Annotated in this window: 11 protein-coding genes; 7 read left to right on the top strand and 4 right to left on the bottom strand. The window is 59.1% G+C overall.

What is annotated here, in order from left to right:
- Nucleotides 1-38: 38 nt before the first annotated feature.
- From V9K67_RS16855 to V9K67_RS16840, 4 genes are all read right to left on the bottom strand, one after another.
- Nucleotides 39-1,157, bottom strand: a complete 1,119-nt coding sequence (locus V9K67_RS16855) for an endo-1,4-beta-xylanase (protein WP_336724361.1) — start codon at nt 1,155-1,157, stop codon at nt 39-41.
- A gap of 48 nt (nt 1,158-1,205) precedes the next feature.
- A complete protein-coding gene (locus V9K67_RS16850; protein ID WP_336724358.1) occupies nt 1,206-2,012 on the bottom strand; it encodes a polysaccharide deacetylase family protein in 807 nt (268 codons plus the stop codon).
- A gap of 33 nt (nt 2,013-2,045) precedes the next feature.
- Entirely contained in the window at nt 2,046-4,187 is a 2,142-nt protein-coding gene (locus V9K67_RS16845) for an alpha-glucuronidase family glycosyl hydrolase (RefSeq protein ID WP_336724355.1), read from the bottom strand.
- A 97-nt stretch (nt 4,188-4,284) separates the two neighbouring features.
- Nucleotides 4,285-5,313 (bottom strand): LacI family DNA-binding transcriptional regulator, encoded by a 1,029-nt coding sequence (locus V9K67_RS16840; RefSeq protein ID WP_336724354.1) that lies wholly within the window; start codon nt 5,311-5,313, stop codon nt 4,285-4,287.
- A 582-nt stretch (nt 5,314-5,895) separates the two neighbouring features.
- Here V9K67_RS16840 and V9K67_RS16835 point away from each other — a divergent pair.
- The 7 genes from V9K67_RS16835 to V9K67_RS16805 form a co-directional block, all read left to right on the top strand.
- Nucleotides 5,896-8,886 carry a SusC/RagA family TonB-linked outer membrane protein gene (locus V9K67_RS16835; protein WP_336724353.1) on the top strand — a complete coding sequence of 997 codons (2,991 nt, stop codon included), beginning with the start codon at nt 5,896-5,898 and terminating at the stop codon, nt 8,884-8,886.
- 27 nt (nt 8,887-8,913) lie between these two features.
- On the top strand, nt 8,914-10,629 hold the full coding sequence (locus tag V9K67_RS16830) for a RagB/SusD family nutrient uptake outer membrane protein (protein WP_336724351.1): 1,716 nt from the start codon (nt 8,914-8,916) through the stop codon (nt 10,627-10,629).
- Nucleotides 10,630-10,726: 97 nt separating this feature from the next.
- Nucleotides 10,727-12,358, top strand: coding sequence for a GH35 family beta-galactosidase (locus V9K67_RS16825; RefSeq protein ID WP_336724350.1), 1,632 nt, complete (start codon nt 10,727-10,729; stop codon nt 12,356-12,358).
- Nucleotides 12,359-12,378: 20 nt separating this feature from the next.
- On the top strand, nt 12,379-14,481 hold the full coding sequence (locus tag V9K67_RS16820; RefSeq protein WP_336724348.1) for a PQQ-dependent dehydrogenase, methanol/ethanol family: 2,103 nt from the start codon (nt 12,379-12,381) through the stop codon (nt 14,479-14,481).
- A gap of 42 nt (nt 14,482-14,523) precedes the next feature.
- Nucleotides 14,524-15,687 (top strand): mannonate dehydratase, encoded by a 1,164-nt coding sequence (uxuA, locus tag V9K67_RS16815; RefSeq protein ID WP_336724346.1) that lies wholly within the window; start codon nt 14,524-14,526, stop codon nt 15,685-15,687.
- Between the two features lie 640 nt (nt 15,688-16,327).
- Nucleotides 16,328-17,998 (top strand): sodium/sugar symporter, encoded by a 1,671-nt coding sequence (locus V9K67_RS16810; protein WP_336724344.1) that lies wholly within the window; start codon nt 16,328-16,330, stop codon nt 17,996-17,998.
- A 112-nt stretch (nt 17,999-18,110) separates the two neighbouring features.
- Nucleotides 18,111-18,251, top strand: a 141-nt coding sequence (locus V9K67_RS16805) for a transaldolase family protein (RefSeq protein WP_336721628.1), incomplete at its 3' end; no start/stop codon positions are given.

Raw genomic sequence — 18,251 nt, 5'->3', positions numbered from 1 at the left:
TTATAAAAAAATCTTTTAGCGGCCTCGCTGTTGCCGGATCAGAACTTTACTACGGCCCCAAAAGCTTTCTTGGGTTGCAGGTTGCGGTCGAACAGCAGGGGATAGTCCTTGCGTCCTTTTACCGGGAAGTCATCCAGCCAGGAACTCCGGTCGGAGATGTTCCAGAACGTGACGCCCGAAAGTTCGTTTTTGTATTTGCGGAACAGGTCGAAGCACATCCGGTATTTTTCGAGCTGGGCCTGTTCCCTGGCGGCGGAAAAAGCCGTATCGGCATCTTCGGGCCGGCGGGGACGGGCGTCATGCTCCTTGGGGTAGACCGAAATGTCCAGTTCGGTGATCTGCAGCTTCAGCCCCAGGGAGGCAAAGCGGTTCAGGGTGCTGTCGAGCTGCCCGCGGGAAGGCTCGTTCACCGCCCAGTGGGCCTGCAGGCCAATGCCGTGAATGGGTACGCCGGCATCCTTCAGGCTTTTTACCAGCCGGTAGATCTTTTCCCGCTTGACGGGACTGATCTCGTTGTAATCGTTGTAGAACAATACGGCATTCGGGTCCGCTTCATGGGCAAAGCGAAAGGCCTGGGCAATATAGTCTTCGCCGCAGATCTGCAGCCAGGGCGACGGCCGGAGGTATTCGTCCGGCTTGTCGGATACCGCCTCGTTGACCACGTCCCAGGCATAGATAGTCCCTTTGTACCGGCCCACCACGGTATGAATGTGTTCTTTCAGCCGTTGCAGGAGCACTTCTTTGGATACCTGTTTGCCTTCCGCGTCCTGGAACATCCAGGCCGGCGCCTGGTTGTGCCAGCAGAGGGTGTGGCCGCGCAGCTTCAGCTGGTGCCGCCGGGCAAAGGCCGCTATGGAATCGGCGTCGCGCCAGTTGTAGACCTGCTCCCGCGGGTGGATGGGGCCCATTTTCAGGGCGTTCTCCGGCGTCATGCTGTTGAATTGCTGCCTTATCAGGTCGGCCTCCGCTGTTTTCAGGGCCCGGGGTGAAACGGCCACTCCTATGGGAAAATAGGCCTGGTAATAGTCTTTGAGGCCTTTGGTGGTCTCCGCCGACCGGGCGGCATGGGCCGCCGGGGCGGCCAGCTTGCGCTGGCACTGGCCGAAGAGCAGGGGCGCGGCCAGCAGCAGGAGGGTAGAAAGCTTATGCTGTTTCATACGGGGAAAAGATTGGGGTTATGGGGTGTGGGGTGTTTTTGTGGTTGTTTATTGGTGCTGCTGATAGGTTTGTACAAACTCCGCCACTTCGATCATGGGGGCGGTCCAGATGGCTTTTTCGTTTTCCTTCAGGAAGTGCAGCAGGCGGCGGTGGGCGGGGAGCGACACGTTCAGGCCGTGGCCGCCGCCGACGCCATGGAACAGGAACACCAGCAGCGCCTTTTTTTCCATGGCCTGCCGTACCTGCGCCACCAACTCGTCGCCCGACTGGCCGTTGACCATAAAGCAGCCGATATCGTCCAGTTTTACCGAAGCGGGGGCGGGCAGCTCGGAGCGAACGGCCCGCGCCGCCACGAATTGTCCCTTCACGGCCGGGAAGTAGGCGGTATCGTGGATGCGGGTATCGCTGCAGGGAAAAGCAAAGGTGCGTTTCGTTTTCCCGTCGATGGCGTTCAGCAGCACGTTCATGGTGCGGATCTCGTCGGTGATGCGGCGGTGGGTATACCGGTTCAGGTCATAGTCCGGCGTTACGAACTCCCGGCCGGGCCGCCCGCCTTCGCAGGGATGGAAGACGGTGTGGTTGCCCAGCTCATGGCCCCGGGCGGCAGCGGCCCGCCAGCCCCGGATTTGTCCCTGCAGGGCGCCGGAATAATCGGACAGGTAAAAGGTGCCTTTCAGCCCCAGCGAGTCGAGCAGCGGCAGGGCGTTCGACTGGTGTTCGTTCAGGGCATCATCGTAGGTCAGCACCACGGCGCATTGTTTTCCTTTCCAGGGCCCGGCGGCACGGTTGTTCTGGGCCTGTACCCGGGGAAGTATTGCTGTGGCCAGTAAAAAAAAGCTGATGATCTTCTTCATATGGACTCTTTATCTCTTTTTCCTCTTTTTCTCTTAGTTGCCTGGGGCGTAGGGGAAGCTTTCGTTTTTATAATAGTCCAGCGTATGGGCCGGCTTGGGAAAGCCCGGCGGGAACGGCATTTTCGAAAATTTCTGGAAGTATACCAGGCAGGCGTCGCGCCACCAGACGGCTTCTTTTTCCTGGATGGCCAGCAGCATCCGAACGTGCTCGAAGCGCTCGGCATCCACCTGCCCTTTCAGGCTGTTCCAGGTTTGCTGCATGCGGCGCACCGAGTCCACGCCTTCATTGTATTTGGCGCAGAGCTCCTGCCACAGGTTGCGGCCCGAGGCCATCTTGCGGGTCCAGGGGACATGGTGGAACCACAGCAGGTATTTTTCGGGGCAGGTGTTGGGGTCTTCAAACAGCTTGCGCACCGGTGCGGCGTACTGTGCCAGGGCGTTGCTGCCGGTGGCGGTGCGGTCGAAGCCGATGCCCGCCGAGTCGGCCTTGTGGAAGTACACGGGGTTCCAGTCGGCCCGGGCGGCCTTGTCGTACCAGGGGGCGGGACCGTAGTGGTGGCCGTAGCCCATGATGTGGTGCAGGCCCAGGGGCGTCATGTAGTTGATCATGGCCTCGTCCGATGCCAGCAGGATCTTTTTGACGGATTCCAGGGTGGCGGCGCCAAAGGTCTGGCGGGCCCATTCGGCGGCAATGGTTTCAGCGGTCAGGTTATGGTCCCAGGCCAGGCGGCCCAGGCCGTACCAGTTGGCCTGCCCGAAGAGGTGGCCGGTCCAGTTGCGGTCGCTGCCGATGTTGGCCACGCCGGCCATGCCGCTGAGGCGGTGGCCCTCCAGGGTGCCGTCCACCACTTCGGCTACCGTGGAGCCCTGCCCTTTGGCATAGGTGTCGGCGTCCAGGGTTTCCTTGAATTCAGAAGGCAGGAACACCAGGTGGGTGGCAAAGCCCTTGTATTCCTGGGTTATTTGGAACTCCATCATCAGCGGTGTTTGGGGCATGGCGCCGAAGAGGGGATGGAAGGGTTCGCGGGGCTGGAAGTCGATGGGGCCGTTCTTGACCTGCACCAGCACGTTCTCGCGGAACTTGCCGTCCAGGGGTTTGAATTCGGAATAAGCCTGCTTGAAGCGATCCTCGGGGGTTTCGCTGCTGTACACGAAGGCCCGCCACATCACGACGCCGCCGAAGGGGGCCAGGGCATCGGCCATCATGTTGGCGCCGTCGGCATGGTTGCGGCCGTAGTTCTGCGGGCCGGGCTGTCCTTCCGAGTTGGCTTTGACCAAAAAGCCGCCGAAATCGGGGATGATACGGTAAATCTCTTTGGTCTTATCCTTCCACCACTGCTGCACGGCGGGGTCCAGGGGGTCGGCCGTTTTGAGGCCGCCGATCTCTACGGGGGCGCTGAAGCGGGCCGTCAGGTATACTTTCAGGCCGTAGGGGCGGAACACGGCCGCCAGGGCGGCTACTTTTTGCAGGTAGGGTTCGGTCAGCACCAGCGCATTGGCGTTGACGTTGGTGAGCACCGTGCCGTTGATGCCGATGGAGGCGTTGGCCCGGGCGTAGTCCTTATAGCGGGGGTCGATGTAGTCGGGCAGGCGGTGCCAGTCCCAGATGCTGCCGCCGGCATAGCCGCGTTCCACGTGGCGGTTGAGGTTGTCCCAGTGGTTGAGCAGGCGCAGGCCGGTTTTGGGGGCGCTCACCAGCGATAAATTGTCAATGGGCTGGCCGGTCTGCAGCAGGCGCAGGAAGTGGAAGGCGCCGTACAGCACGCCGATGTCGGTATTGCCGGTGATGAGGGTGATCTTTTTGCCGTTTTCGGTAACGGTGCGCAGCAGGAAGCCTTCCTTGCCCAGCTTTTGCAGGTCGGCGGCCGGCACCAGCCCTTTGATGCGGGCCGATCCTTCGGCGGAGCCCACCAGCAGGCTGCCGCTGGCAGTGGTAGTTTGCGCCGGCACAGTCCGTCCCAGCAGGCCCTGCAGGCCACCCAATAATTCTTCCTTTGCGGCAGCCAGTGTAGGGGAGGAGCCCACTACCTGCAGGCCGGTGATGCGGCTGCCGTATTGTTGCAACAGCCTGGTGTCGGTGATCTTATCGTAGCGCAGCCACAGGCGGTAGCCGTCTTCGGCCCGGGCACCGGAAAGGATCAACAGAAAGAGCAGCGAAGCAAATAATCTTTTCATATGGTTCATTGTCATGGGTCAATGTTCAATGGCTAGCCTCACCTTGAGCATTGCGTGTTGAATATTGTTTGTTGAATATTTTTCTTTTGCCTATAGCCTAGGGTCTCTTTTCCCTCAAAGAAGATTCCCGCACCACCAGTTCCGACCGCAACAGGATGGTGTTGGTCAGCTCCATGTCGACCTGGCCGGTCAGGTGGCTGATGAGGGCGCGGGCCGACATTTCGCCCATCCGCTTGCCCGGGTACCGTATGGTGGTCAGGTTGGGTTCGATCACCGTGGCGATGGGGTCGTCGTTGAAGCCCACGAAGGCAATGTCTTCGGGGATGCGGAAGCCCTTTTTCTTCAGGGCCACCATGCAGCCCACGGCGGCGCTGTCGTTGGCGGCAAACACCCCGTCGGGCCGGGGATCCATCTGCAAAATGCGTTCGGCGGCTTCGGTGCCGGCCTCCTGGCTCAGGTTGCCCACCAGCACGTCTTCTTCCCGTACGGTGAGGCCGAATTTGGCCAGGGCCTGCTGGTAGCCCTGCAGGCGGTCGATGTATACGTTTCGTTTGGGCGTGGTGGTGATATGCACGATCCGGCGGCAGCCCTGCTCCACCAGGTGGCGGGTGGCCTCGTAGCCGGCCTTGCGGTTGTCGATCAGGATGTTGGTGCCGGCGTCGTGCTCCAGTACCCGGTCGAAAAAGATCACCGGGATGCTCCTTTTAAAAAAAACGTCGAAATGCCCCGTCTCCCCGGTATCGGCGGCCAGCGACACCAGCAGGCCGTCAACGCGGTTGTTGAACATGGTGCGGGCGCTGGCGATCTCGCGCTCGGCCGACTCGAAGGACTGGCTGATGATCAGGTGGTAACCTTCGGCATGGGCCACCTCCTCCATGCCGGCCAGCACGGTGGACATAAAATAGGAGTCGAGCCGGGGCACGATCACCCCCAGGGTGTTGGTCTTCTGGCTGCGGAGGTTGCGGGCAAAATTATTAGAGCGGTAACCCAGCTCTTCGGCCAGGTCCATAATCTTTTTCTTGGTCTTTTTGCTCACCACCGGGTCGTCTTTCAGGGCCCGGCTCACCGTGGCTACCGAGATGTTCAGCCGCTGGGCAAGGTCATATATGGTCGTTTCTTTTTCCATTTCTACAATCGCTTACATCTGATTAAACAGGGAGGGACAGAAGGGAGGGTCAACGGCGTAAAGCTAGAAGAATGGTTTCAGAAAAAAAAATAATTGTAATCGGTTACATTTTTCAAAATTGTTTCTAATTTAGCCGTGCAAACGAACCCGTTGCCTGCCGAATGAACGAAACGGATGATTGCCTGCTTGTACCTGCTCCCTGTTCGGTCTTTTTTTATATTAAAGACGTCGGGGTTTTTTTTTCTTGCTCCCAGCAGTGCGCTCTCTCTTTCCATAAATTAAGGCGGAAACAACAAAAATGGGGCAAAACAGCTCCTGCAGGGCTTTTGCCCGCAAAATTGTTGGCAGCGGTTTTGTAGCCCGGACAAGAAGCCGGCCGCCCTTTTCCGAACGGATCCACAGCGTCAGTAACCATGCTTGTATAAAACGGCTGTCCGCCAGGTTTTTCGCTAAACCGGTGCGCAGCCCAACTTTTAAATGCTTAAACGATTACCATTTATGAAAGTTCCGAATTCCCCAAAGGCCCCGCAGACCGACGCCTTTACCGGAAGAACAGCGGCAAAATGTAAACCGGTTACATTTTTGCTCCTCCTTCTCTTCTCTTTGCCCGCATTTGCCCAAAACATCCTCCGCGTGAAGGGGACCGTCAAGTCCGACAAGGGCGAGGGCGTTTCTGCCTCGGTTACCCTGAAGGGCTCCGCCAAGGGCGTGACCACGGATGCCGGCGGCAATTTCAGCATCGACGCCCCTTCCAACGGCACGCTTTCCGTTTCTTCGGTGGGCTTTACCGCGCAGGATGTGCCGGTGAATAACCAGACCAACATTACCATTACCCTGTTGCCCATGGTGAACCAGCTGGACCAGGTGGTGGTCGTGGGCTACGGTACCCAGCGTAAAAAAGATGTAACCGGCTCGGTGGCCTCCGTGAACGTGGAAGCCCTCCGGGACGTACCCAATACCAATATCGGCCAGTACCTGCAGGGCACCGTGCCGGGCCTGAACGTAGGCGTGTCCACCACCGCCGGCGGCACGCCCCCCATCGCCATCCGCGGCCAGGTGTCGCTGAGCGGCAACCAGGACGTGCTGATCGTCCTGGACGGGATCCAGTACACCGGTACGCTTTCCTCCATCAACCCCGATGATATCGCCACCATCGACGTGCTGAAGGACGCCTCCTCCACGGCGGTTTACGGCGCCCAGGCCGCCAACGGCGTGATCCTGATCACCACCCGCAAAGGCCGCTCCGGCCAGAAGCCGCGGATCAACCTGACCTCCTCTTACGGCATCCAGAACCCCACCGTGGGCAACCTGCGGCCGATGAACCGGGAGCAATACCTGGCGGCCCTGAAGGAAGCCTTTTACGACAAGGCCTACCTGGCACCCGACTACACTACGCCCAACCCCGCTTTCAATATCGCCACCGTGGTGGACGCCTCCATGCGCGACGCTTCGGGCAATATCCTGCCCAATGATTACGACTGGTGGAAGGCCGGTACCCAAACGGGCCGCATCAACGAAAACAACCTGAGCATCTCCGGCGGCAGCGACCGGTTTACCTACCTGCTGTCCGGCGCCCTGACCAACCAGAGAGGCTTTATCATCAACGACAACTTCAAGCGCAAAACCCTGCGTGCCAACCTGGAGACCAAGGCACTGAACTGGTGGAAGATCGGCCTGGTTTCCTCCGCCGCCTTCGTGAACCAGGACGGCGCCGAGCCGGCCCTGGCCACCCTGCAGCACATGTCGCCCCTGCTGGTGCCTTATGACGCTTCGGGCAAGCTGATCGCCTTCCCCACCAATACCCTGGAGGCCAGCCCCTTTACCACCTATTACGTGGACAACTACGACCGCAACAACCACCTGTTTGCCAACATCTATTCCGATATCGACGTTCCGTTCGTGAAAGGGCTGAACTACCGGTTGAATTTTGGGAACAACTACCGCACCCTCGAGCAGTTCGGCTCCAGCATTTACGCTGCCGGCCAAACCGGGGAAGCCTACAAGCGGGTGCAGCGGTTTTACGATTACACCCTGGACAATATCCTGACCTATAACAAAAAGTTCGGCAACCACGACCTGACCGGTACGCTGGTGTACGGCGCCATCAAAAGAAACTGGGACAGCACCGGCGCCTATGCCACCAACTTCAGCCGCCTGACCCTCAGCTATAACAACCTGTCGCAGGGCGGCCGCCAGCTCACCGGCTCGGATAGCTGGGAAGAAACCCTCAACTACCAGATGGCAAGGCTGTTCTACCGCTTCAACAACAAATACATGCTGACCGCCACCCTGCGCCGCGACGGCTACTCGGGTTTTGCCGCCAACAACAAGTACGGCTACTTCCCCACCATCGCCCTGGGCTGGAGCCTTTCCGACGAAAATTTCATGAAGAATGTGGAGGTGGTGAATAACCTGAAGCTGCGGGCCGGTTACGGCGAAAGCGGCAACCTTACTTCCCGGTACAGTTCCCTTTCGCGGGTGTCCGCCCTGGCGGCGAATGCCTACATCTTTGGCGACGGCGGCAGCACGGCCTTCGGCCAGCAGGTGCAAACCCTGGGCAATGAAAACCTGGTGTGGGAACGCACCACGGGCCTGAACGCCGGTGTGGACTTTGCCCTGTTCAACAACGGCCTGACCGGTAGCCTGGACTTTTACAACAACAACACCCATGACCTGCTGTACAGCGTGCGGATCCCCTCGGCCACCGGCTTCGACTCCATCCGCACCAACATCGGCCAGATGCGGAACACCGGCTTTGAAGCCACGCTGACCCAGCGCATCATCAAGCAAAAGGATTTTACCTGGAATGCCACCCTCAACTTTTCCACCAACACCAACAAGGTGATCGCGCTGACCGGCGTGGACGCCAATAACGACGGAAAGGAAGATGACCTGGTGGCCAGCGGGCTGTTCATCGGGAAATCCGCCAATACCATCTACGACTACCAGGCCAACGGCATTTACCAGATCGGGGAAGCCCGGCTTCCCGGGTTTTACGTGGGCACGGTGAAAGCGGTGGACCAGGACCGCAGCGGCACCATTACCCCGGAAAAAGACCGGGTGTTTATCGGACGCCGGGAGCCGGCCTACCGCGCCAGCCTGCTGAATACCTTCTTCTATAAAGGATTTTCACTGAGCCTCCTGTTCAACTCCGTACAGGGTGGAAAGAACGGGTACCTGGCCAGCGGCCGCCCCTTTGCCAACAACCGTTCCTTTTACTTCCGCGATGACAACGCCGTCCGCTGGAATGACCTGACCGGCATCGACTACTGGTCGCCCTCCAACCCCGGCGGCAAGTACCCCCGCAACATTTCCGGTACCCCGGTGGCCATCGACGTTCTGAATTACGACCAGCGCAACTTCATCCGCCTGCAGGACGTGTCGCTGTCCTACAACTTCGCCAACCTGCTGCAGCGCATCAAGGCCCAGTCGCTGAGCGTGTTCGTCAGCGGCAAGAACCTGGCTACCTGGACCAACTGGGAAGGCTGGGACCCCGAAACCGGCGAAGGCCTGCTGATCGGCGGCCGACCCGTGCTGCGTGCCTTTACCGTAGGTATCAACGTTACTTATTAATCCTTTTTAACTCGCTAAGCTTATTATATGAAAATCGTACATAAATCTTTATTGGCGCTGATGCTCCTGTCGGGTGCCGTCTCCTGCAAAAAAGACTTCCTGAACGAAAACCCGCAGTCTTTCTTCAGCACGTCGAACGCCTTTAGCACGGTGGCCGACTTCAATGCCTCCGTCAATAACCTGTACGCCCTGGTGCGCAACGAATTTTATACGGTGAACGACTACCAGCCGTTCCATTACCTGTACCGGACGGACGTGGCCTTCGAAATTACCGTCACCACGCCCAACCTCGATGCGGAGATCAGCCCCACCAGCAGTGTCTTCAACAGCCACTGGCCGAATTTTTACAAGATCGTGTCGGAAGCCAACACCATCATCGGCCGCCTGCCCGCTTCGCAGCTGACCGCTGCCGAAAAGACGGCCTTTGAAGCGAAAGCAAAGTTCTTCCGGGCCTTTGCCTACCGCAGCCTGGCCTACCTCTGGGGCGACGTGCCGCTGGTGCTGGAAGAAGTGAAGACCGAAAAGACCGACCTGACCCGCGCACCGCGGAAAACCGTATACGCCCAGGCCATCGAGGACCTGAAATTCGCCGCCCAAAACCTGCCCACCGTGGCGGCAGCCGCCGACGGGGAGATCTCCAACCTGGCCGCCCAGCACCTGCTGTCGGAAGTGTACCTGGCGGACGGCCAGTACCAGAATGCCGTGACGGCGGCTTCGGCGGTGATTGACGATCCCAACATGGGCCTGATGACCGCCCGCTTCGGTAAGCGCAGCACCGTCACTCCCGGCGATGTGTACTGGGACTTGTTCCAGACCGGCAACCAGAACCGCAAAGGCGCCGGTAATAAGGAAGGTATTTGGGTGATCCAGTTTGAGCCCGACGCGATCGGCGGCGGCGCCAGCACTGCGGGTGCCCAGTCGGGCGTGTATGCCCTGGAGCGGGTGCATGCGCCGCTGGTACGCGACCTCCGGGTCAACGGGGTGACGCCCTTCCAATGGCCTATCGGCGATTATACCGGCGGCCGGGGCGTGGGCTTTTTGGCCCCCTCCCTGCACTTTATGAATACGGTCTATCAAAGCGATTTCAACAACGACATCCGCAATGCCAACCACAATTTCGTTCGCGAATTCGTGGCCAACAACCCGGCCAGCCCCCTGTACGGCAAGGTGATCTCCACCCGCAACGTGCCGGCCGGCACCACGGGCGTGAACGGCGCCGCGGTGACGTCCAACAAGCCGGACCGGGCTTTCTATCCCTACCAGACGAAAGCCACCACGCCGTATAACCATCCCGCGGTCTTATACGTGAATCCCGGTTCTTCCGACCCGATTCTGAAGTACCAGCTGAAGGGTTCGGCCGGGGGCACTTATACCGACCAGTATATGTTCCGGCTGGCGGAAACCTACCTGCTGCGCGCCGAGGCGTACCTGGGCCTGAATAACAACACGGCGGCCGCCAACGATATCAACAAGGTGCGTTCCCGTTCCAATGCCAGTGCGGCAGCTCCCGGCGATGTGACCCTCGATTACATCCTCGACGAAAGGATCCGGGAACTCGGCGTGGAAGAAAAACGGATGCTGACCCTCTGCCGCCTGGGCAAATTTTATGACCGGGTATCACGGCTGAATCCTTTCTATGGCCCGCAGATGAAGCCCCACTTCAACCTCTGGCCCATCCCGTTCTCCGAGATCGAACGGAACCGGAGCGTGAAAATGCCCCAGAACCCCGGTTACCCCCAATAGGTGACCGCCGGACATAGGTGACACTTGCAGTTTTTATACACTAAAGCCCGCCCGTGGACTTCCGGGCGGGTTTTTCATTCCGACAATTTTGTTACTCATGAAGAAAATTTATAGCCTCCTTGCTTTTCTTTCGATACTGATGGCGGCCGGCGGCGCGCAGGCCCAAACCATCCGCCCGCCTTATTTGCAAAAACAGGGCACGGCCACCCAGCTGGTCGTCAACGGCAAACCTTTCCTGATGCTGGCCGGCGAGCTGGGCAACTCCAGCGCTTCCAGCCTGGCCTACATGCGGCCTATCTGGCCCCAGCTCAAAGCCATGCACCTCAATACCGTGCTTACCCCCGTGTACTGGGAGCTGATGGAACCCGAGGAAGGCCGTTTTGACTTTACCCTGGTCGACAGCACCATCCACAATGCCCGCAGCCAGGGCATTAAAGTGGTATTCCTGTGGTTCGGCGCCTGGAAAAACAGCATGAGCTGCTATGCCCCCGCCTGGGTAAAGACGAATCAAAGGCGCTTCCCCCGGGCGCAGCGGCAAAACGGCACCGGCCTGGAGATCCTCTCCGCCTTCAGCCAGGCCAACCTGGACGCCGATACCAGGGCCTTTAAAGCCCTGCTGAAGCATATCAAAGAAATCGACGCCAAGGAGCAGACCGTTATCCTGGTGCAGGTGGAGAACGAGATCGGCATGCTCACCGAAGCCCGCGAATACACCCCCGAAGCCAACGCCGCCTTCAAAGCCGACGTGCCGGCCGACCTGGTGGCCCACCTCCAGAAAAATAAAGAGGCCCTGGTGCCGGAGCTGAAAGAGCGCTGGGCGGCCAGCGGCTATGCCACCAAGGGCAACTGGGAAAAGCTGTTTGGCAAAGGGCTGGAGACCGACGAGATCTTCCAGGCTTATTTCTATGCGAAATACACCAATGCCGTAGCCCGGGCCGGTAAAGCCGAATACCCCCTGCCCATGTTTGTCAACGCCGCCCTGAACCACCGCGACGTGAAGCCGGGCGAATACCCCAGCGCCGGCCCGCTGCCCCAGGTGATGGACATCTGGCAGGCCGCCGCCCCGGCCATCGACTTCCTGTCGCCGGATTTTTACAACCCCCGCTTCCGCCACTACAACGACCTGTACGTGCGGCGCAACAACCCGCTCTTTATCCCCGAGATCCGCTTCGAGCCCTCCATCGAAGCCAAGGTGTTCTACGCCCTGGGGCACTACAACGCCATGGGCTTTTCGCCCTTTTCGATCGAGTCCACCGAAAACCCTTCCGGGGAACCCATCGTCCAGAGCTACAAGGTGGTGGAGCAGCTGGCGCCCTTTATCCTGAAATACCAGGGCACCGGCCGCATCGAAGGCGCCCTGCTGGATACGCAGGTAAAAAAGCAGGAAATGCGCCTGGGCCGCTACAAGCTGACCGCCACGCCCTACACCTCCCTGGGATGGGTGCCCGAAGCCAAGCGGGCCGAATACCCTTCGGCCGGCGGCATCATCCTCCAGACCGGCGAGGATGAATTCATCGTGGCCGGTACCGGCCTGGTGGTGACCTTCACCACCGACGACAAGGAAGCCCCGCTGGTGGGCATCCTGCAAACCGACGAAGGCGAATTCGTGGGCGGCCAGTGGGTGCCCGGCCGGCGCATGAACGGCGACCAGGACCACCAGGGCCGCCATGTGCGCTTCTCCTATGGCGAATGGGGCATCCAGAAAGTAAAGCTGTATCGCTACAAATAATTTATTTAACTTATACGCACATGCGCAAAATATTCTTCCTGCTTTGCACCGGCCTGCTGGCCGCCTGCGGCAGCAAAAAATCCGTGGACGCGGACGACGCCCTGCTGGCGGCGGCTGCCGACCACCCCGGCGAATGGCTCACCCACGGCCTCAACTACAACGAGGACCGCTGCAGCCGCCTCACCCAGGTGACCAAAGAAAACGTACACACCCTGGGCCTGGCCTGGACCACCAACCTCGAATCGAAAAGGGGGCTGGAGGCTACCCCGCTGGTAGCCGACGGCGTAATGTACCTGACCGGCGTCTGGAGCACCGTCTTCGCCCTGGACGCCGCCACCGGCAAACTATTGTGGAAGTACGATCCCAAGGTGCCGGCCAAAACGGCCGAAAAGCTTTGCTGCGATGTGGTGAACCGCGGCGTGGCCCTGTACAAGGGAAAGATCTATTCCGGCACCCTCGACGGCCGGCTGATCGCCCTGGACGCCGCTACCGGCAAGCTGGATTGGGAAGTGATGACGGTGGACACCACTAAGCCGTACTCCATCACCGGCGCCCCGCGGATCATCGACGGCAAGGTGCTGATCGGCAACGGCGGCGCCGAGTTCGGCGTGCGGGGCTACATTGCGGCCTACGACCCCGGCAGCGGCAAGCAGGTATGGCGGTTTTATACCGTTCCCGGCGACCCCTCGAAACCTTTTGAGAACAAAGCCATGGAAGCGGCCGCCAAAACCTGGGCGGGCCAGTGGTGGAAGTACGGGGGCGGCGGCACCGCCTGGGACGCCATCGCCTACGACCCCGAGCTGAAACTGATGTACGTGGGCACCGGCAACGGCAGCCCCTGGAACCGCAAGTACCGCAGCGACGGTAAGGGCGACAACCTCTACCTTTCGTCCATCCTGGCCATTAACCCCGCCAACGGCGAGCTGGTGTGGTACTACCAGACCACCCCGGGCGACAGCTGGGACTTTACCGCCGCCCAGCACATCATCCTGGCCGACATGGACCTCAACGGCCAGAAACGCAAGGTGCTGATGCAGGCCCCCAAGAACGGTTTCTTTTACGTGATCGACCGTACCAACGGCAAATTCATCAGCGGCGATCCCTTTGTTTATACCAACTGGGCCAAACGCATTGATTCCACGGGCCGGCCGGTAGAGGAGGAGGGCGTGCACTACGAAACCGTAAATACCGATATCTCGCCCAACTACAACGGCGGGCACAACTGGCACCCCATGGCCTACAACCCGAAGCTGAACCTGGTATACATCCCCGCCCGCGAGAATGCCTCGGTCTACGGCCACGACCCCAACTGGAAGTACAACGAAAAAAGCTTCGGTACCGGCAACGGCTGGAACCTGGCGTCCGACCCCAACCCGGCCGTGCCTACCCGCAACGACCCGGCCACCAAAAAGATGCCCCGCGGCATGCTCATCGCCTGGAACCCCGCCCTGCGCAAGGAAGTATGGCGCGTGCCGCAGGCCTCCGACTGGAACGGGGGCGTGCTGGCCACGGCTACGGACCTCGTATTCCAGGGCACCGCCCAGGGCGATTTCATCGCCTACGACGGCAGCAACGGCAAAGAGCTCTGGAAGGTCAACCTGGGCGGCGGCATCATCGCGCCCCCGGTCAGCTACGAGCTGGGGGGCAAACAATATATTTCGGTGGCGGCCGGCTGGGGCGGCGGTTATGGCATGAAGAAGAAATTCGCGCCCCTCCAGAACGGCCGGGTGTACACCTTTGTCTTAAACGGCAACACCGCCCTGCCCACGTACCGTACGGGGACGGAGCCCGCCCTCCCGCTGGCCCGCTATACCGCCACGCCGGCCGAAGTGGCCCACGGGTCCGAGCTGTTCAACCGCTACTGCGCCACCTGCCACGTGATCAACGAAGGCGGCGGGGGCGTGGCACCCGACCTGGGCTTTTCGCTGATCCCTACTACGCCCGAAGGCTTCCGGGCCATCGTGCACCAGGGCGGCTACCAGCACCTGGGCATGCCCCGCTTCGGCGACCGCCTGGGCGAAGGAGATGTGGAGCATATTCGCAAATACATCCTCACCAAAGCCCGGGAGGGGAAACCGGAACCCCCTGAGGATACCCGTTATAAAAAACAGGACGAACAGTAATAAGTTGAACCGCTAAATTCGCATATACTAAATAGAACGATTATGCTAATGGAACAAACCATGCGTTGGTACGGGCCGAACGACCCGGTTAGTTTGTGGGACATCCGCCAGGCAGGCTGTACCGGTGTGGTCACCGCCCTGCACCATGTTCCGGTAGGCGCTATATGGACCGTGGAGGAGATCAACAAGCGGAAGGAGCAGGTGGAGGCCGCCGGCCTGACCTGGACCGTGATCGAAAGCCTGCCGGTGCACGAAGACATCAAAAAGCAAACGGGCGACTACCTCCAGTACATCGAAAACTACAAGGTCAGCCTGCGCAACGTGGCTGCCTGCGGCCTGAAGGTGGTGACCTACAACTTCATGCCTATCCTCGACTGGATGCGTACCGACGTTTCCTACACCATGCCCGACGGCTCCAAGGCCCTCTACTTCGAAAAGTCGGCCTTCGTGGCCTTCGACCTGTTCCTGCTGAAGCGGCCGGGCGCGGAGGGGGACTATACCCCCGACCAGGTGGCCAAGGCAAAGGCACGCGTGGAAAACATGACCCTGGAAGAAAAGGAAACCCTGTTCCGCAACGCCCTGCTGGGACTTCCCGGCAGCGAGGAGCGCTTTACCGAGGAGCAAATCCTGAACGCCCTCAAAACCTACGAAGGCATCGACGCCCGGAAGCTGAAGGAGCACCTGTTCTTCTTTTTGCAGCAGGTGGTGCCGGTAGCCGAGGAGGCGGGACTGAAAATGGCGATCCACCCCGACGATCCCCCGTACTCCATCCTGGGCCTGCCCAGGGTGGTGAGCACCGAGCAGGACGCCCGCGAGCTGCTGGACGCCGCCCCTTCGCCGGCCAACGGCCTTTGCTTTTGCACCGGCTCGTACGGCGCCCGCCCCGACAACGACCTGCCGGGCATGGTGCAGCGCCTGGGCGACCACATCCACTTCCTGCACCTGCGCAACACCAAACGGGACGAGGAAGGCAATTTTTACGAAGCCGACCACCTGGACGGCGATACCGATATGTTTGCCGTGGTGAAGGAGCTGGTGCTGGTGATGCGCCGCCGCCAGGTGTCTATCCCCATGCGTCCCGACCACGGCCACCAGATGCTCGACGACCTGAAAAAGACCACCTATCCCGGTTACTCCGCCATCGGCCGCCTGCGTGGCCTGGCCGAACTGCGGGGGCTCGAGATGGGAATCGACCGGAGCCTCTAAGGAGTTTACAAGTTTATCAGTTTACAAGTTGTTTCCCGGGTTGAAGAGCCGATAATTAAGTTAGGAAGCCGTTGCAGCGCAACGGCTTTTTTTGTGCGGGGAATTAAATAATTGTGTTGGGTTGATACGATTTTAAGGGAAAAGGAGTGCGCATGAAGGAAAGAAAATTAAAATCGTACCACTTTCCGTTAAGAAAGTAGCAGGGGTTTTGGGGATTCGGGACTAATTTGCTCATCCATAGAAAAGGTTTCGCATATTGCGCCCGGAATGAAAAGAACGGAAAGGTGGGAGGGGAGGGCCCCAGGTTCTCGGAATCCTATCAGTTTTTCGACCTTTTGTTCCAAAACGGAAGATCTGTTTCCCGGAGTTTGAAAAAAAGTGTAGATTTGACACTTAATATGGAAGGCAGCCCGTCCGGTAAGGGAAGGAGGCCCCGGGAGGGAACCCGATTCCGCTGTTTACCGACATATTTGGCCGCTTGAACCTATTTTAAGCAGTTACGAAAGGAAGAGGAATATTTTAGCGGCCATTTTACGATTGCCGGGAAAAGATCGGTGAGCAGGGCAGGGAATCAGCCGGAAAAACCGTGTTCAACCAATTTTCTTTATAAAAAACAAAGTAAAAACCAGGATTGTTTGCTATGAAAATGTTACAGACCTCCGACTACGTTGTGTTCCTCGTTTACTTCCTTATTGTGGCCTTGTACGGCTGGTGGGTATACCAGCGCAAGAAAACGGCCCAGACTACCACAAAAGACTACTTCCTGGCGGAAGGCTCGCTGACCTGGTGGGCCATCGGCTCCTCGCTGATCGCCTCCAACATCTCCGCCGAACAATTTATCGGCATGTCCGGCTCGGGCTTCAAGATGGGCCTCGCCATCGCCACCTACGAATGGATGGCCGCCATTACCTTGATTGTCGTCGCCGTGTTCTTTATCCCTGTTTATTTAAAGAACAAGATCTTCACCATGCCCCAGTTCCTGGCGCAGCGCTATAATTCCACCGTGGCGATGATCATGGCGGTATTCTGGCTGCTGCTCTACGTGCTGGTGAACCTGACCTCTATTCTTTACCTGGGCGCTATTGCCATTTCCTCCATTTCGGGCATCAACCTCTTTGTATGTATGGCCATCCTGGCGGTACCCGCTGTGTTCATTACCCTGGGCGGTATGAAAGTGATTGGCTATACCGACGTGATCCAGGTGTTCTTCCTGATCCTGGGCGGCCTGGTGACCACCTACCTGGCGCTGAACCTCGTGGCCGAGCACAACGGCCAGAGCGGCGTACTGGCCGGCTTCAACCTGCTGCAGGAAAAGGCCGACGACCACTTCCACATGATCTTCCAGAAAGACAACCCCAACTTCATGGACCTGCCGGGCCTGACCGTGCTGCTGGGCGGTATGTGGATCGTGAACCTGAACTACTGGGGTTGCAACCAGTACATCACCCAGCGCGCCCTGGGCGCTGACCTCAAAACGGCCCGCGGTGGTATCCTCTTCGCCGCCTTTTTGAAAATGCTGATGCCCGTCATCGTGGTGCTGCCCGGTATCGCTGCCTACGTGCTGTTCAAGCAGGACGTATTCACCAGCCAGATGATGCAGGCCGGTGAGGTGAACCCCGACAAGGCTTATCCCGTGCTGCTGAACCTGCTGCCTGCCGGTTTGAAAGGCCTGGCCTTCGCCGCCCTCACCGCCGCCGTAGTAGCTTCGCTGGCCGGCAAGTGCAACTCCATCTCGACCATCTTTACCCTCGATATCTACAAAAAGAAACTGAACCCCGAAGCTAATGACCAAAAGCTGGTGTGGATCGGCCGTGCTACCGTAGTGGTGGCCATGGTGATCGCCCTGATCGTAGCTCCTTTCATGGGCATCGACAAAAAAGGCGGTTTCCAGTACATCCAGGAATACACCGGCTTTGTATCGCCGGGCATCTTCGCCATGTTCATCCTGGGCTTCTTCTGGAAAAAGACCACTTCCAACGCGGCCCTGTTCGCCACTATCGGCGGCTTCGCCCTGTCCCTGCTGCTGAAGTTCATCCCGGGCAGCATCGACCTGTCGGGCCTGGCCTCCATTGGCTTTGCCGTACCGAACGCCGAGGGGGTATATGAAATTCCGTTCCTGGACCGTATGGGTATTGTATTCGTACTGTGCATGGTCGGCATGTGGGCTATCAGCATGATCGAGCACAGCCGCGGCACCCGTCCCAACGGCCTGGAAGTGGACCGCCGGATGTTCCGTCCCTCGCCTTCCTTTGCCGTGGGTTCGCTGATCATCTGCGGCATCCTGGCCGCCCTGTACACCATTTATTGGTAAGGAAAACCGGCGACAGACGCACTATTCAAAGGAATTTCACACCTTTGATGCCGTTTCTGCGGATGTGCCGCTGAATTTTAGGATATTTTAATAACAGATAACGAAAAGAAACATGAAATTCTTTATTGACACCGCCAACCTGGCGCAGATCAGGGAAGCGCATGCCCTGGGCATTCTGGACGGAGTAACCACCAACCCCTCGCTGATGGCCAAAGAAGGCATCAAGGGCGAAGAAGCCATCAACCAGCATTAC

This window comes from Huijunlia imazamoxiresistens, assembly GCF_037132455.1.
GTDB classification, from domain to species: domain Bacteria; phylum Bacteroidota; class Bacteroidia; order Chitinophagales; family Chitinophagaceae; genus Flavisolibacter; species Flavisolibacter imazamoxiresistens.
Note: the sequence above shows the minus strand (reverse complement) of the source record. Positions and strands in the feature narration are given on the sequence as shown.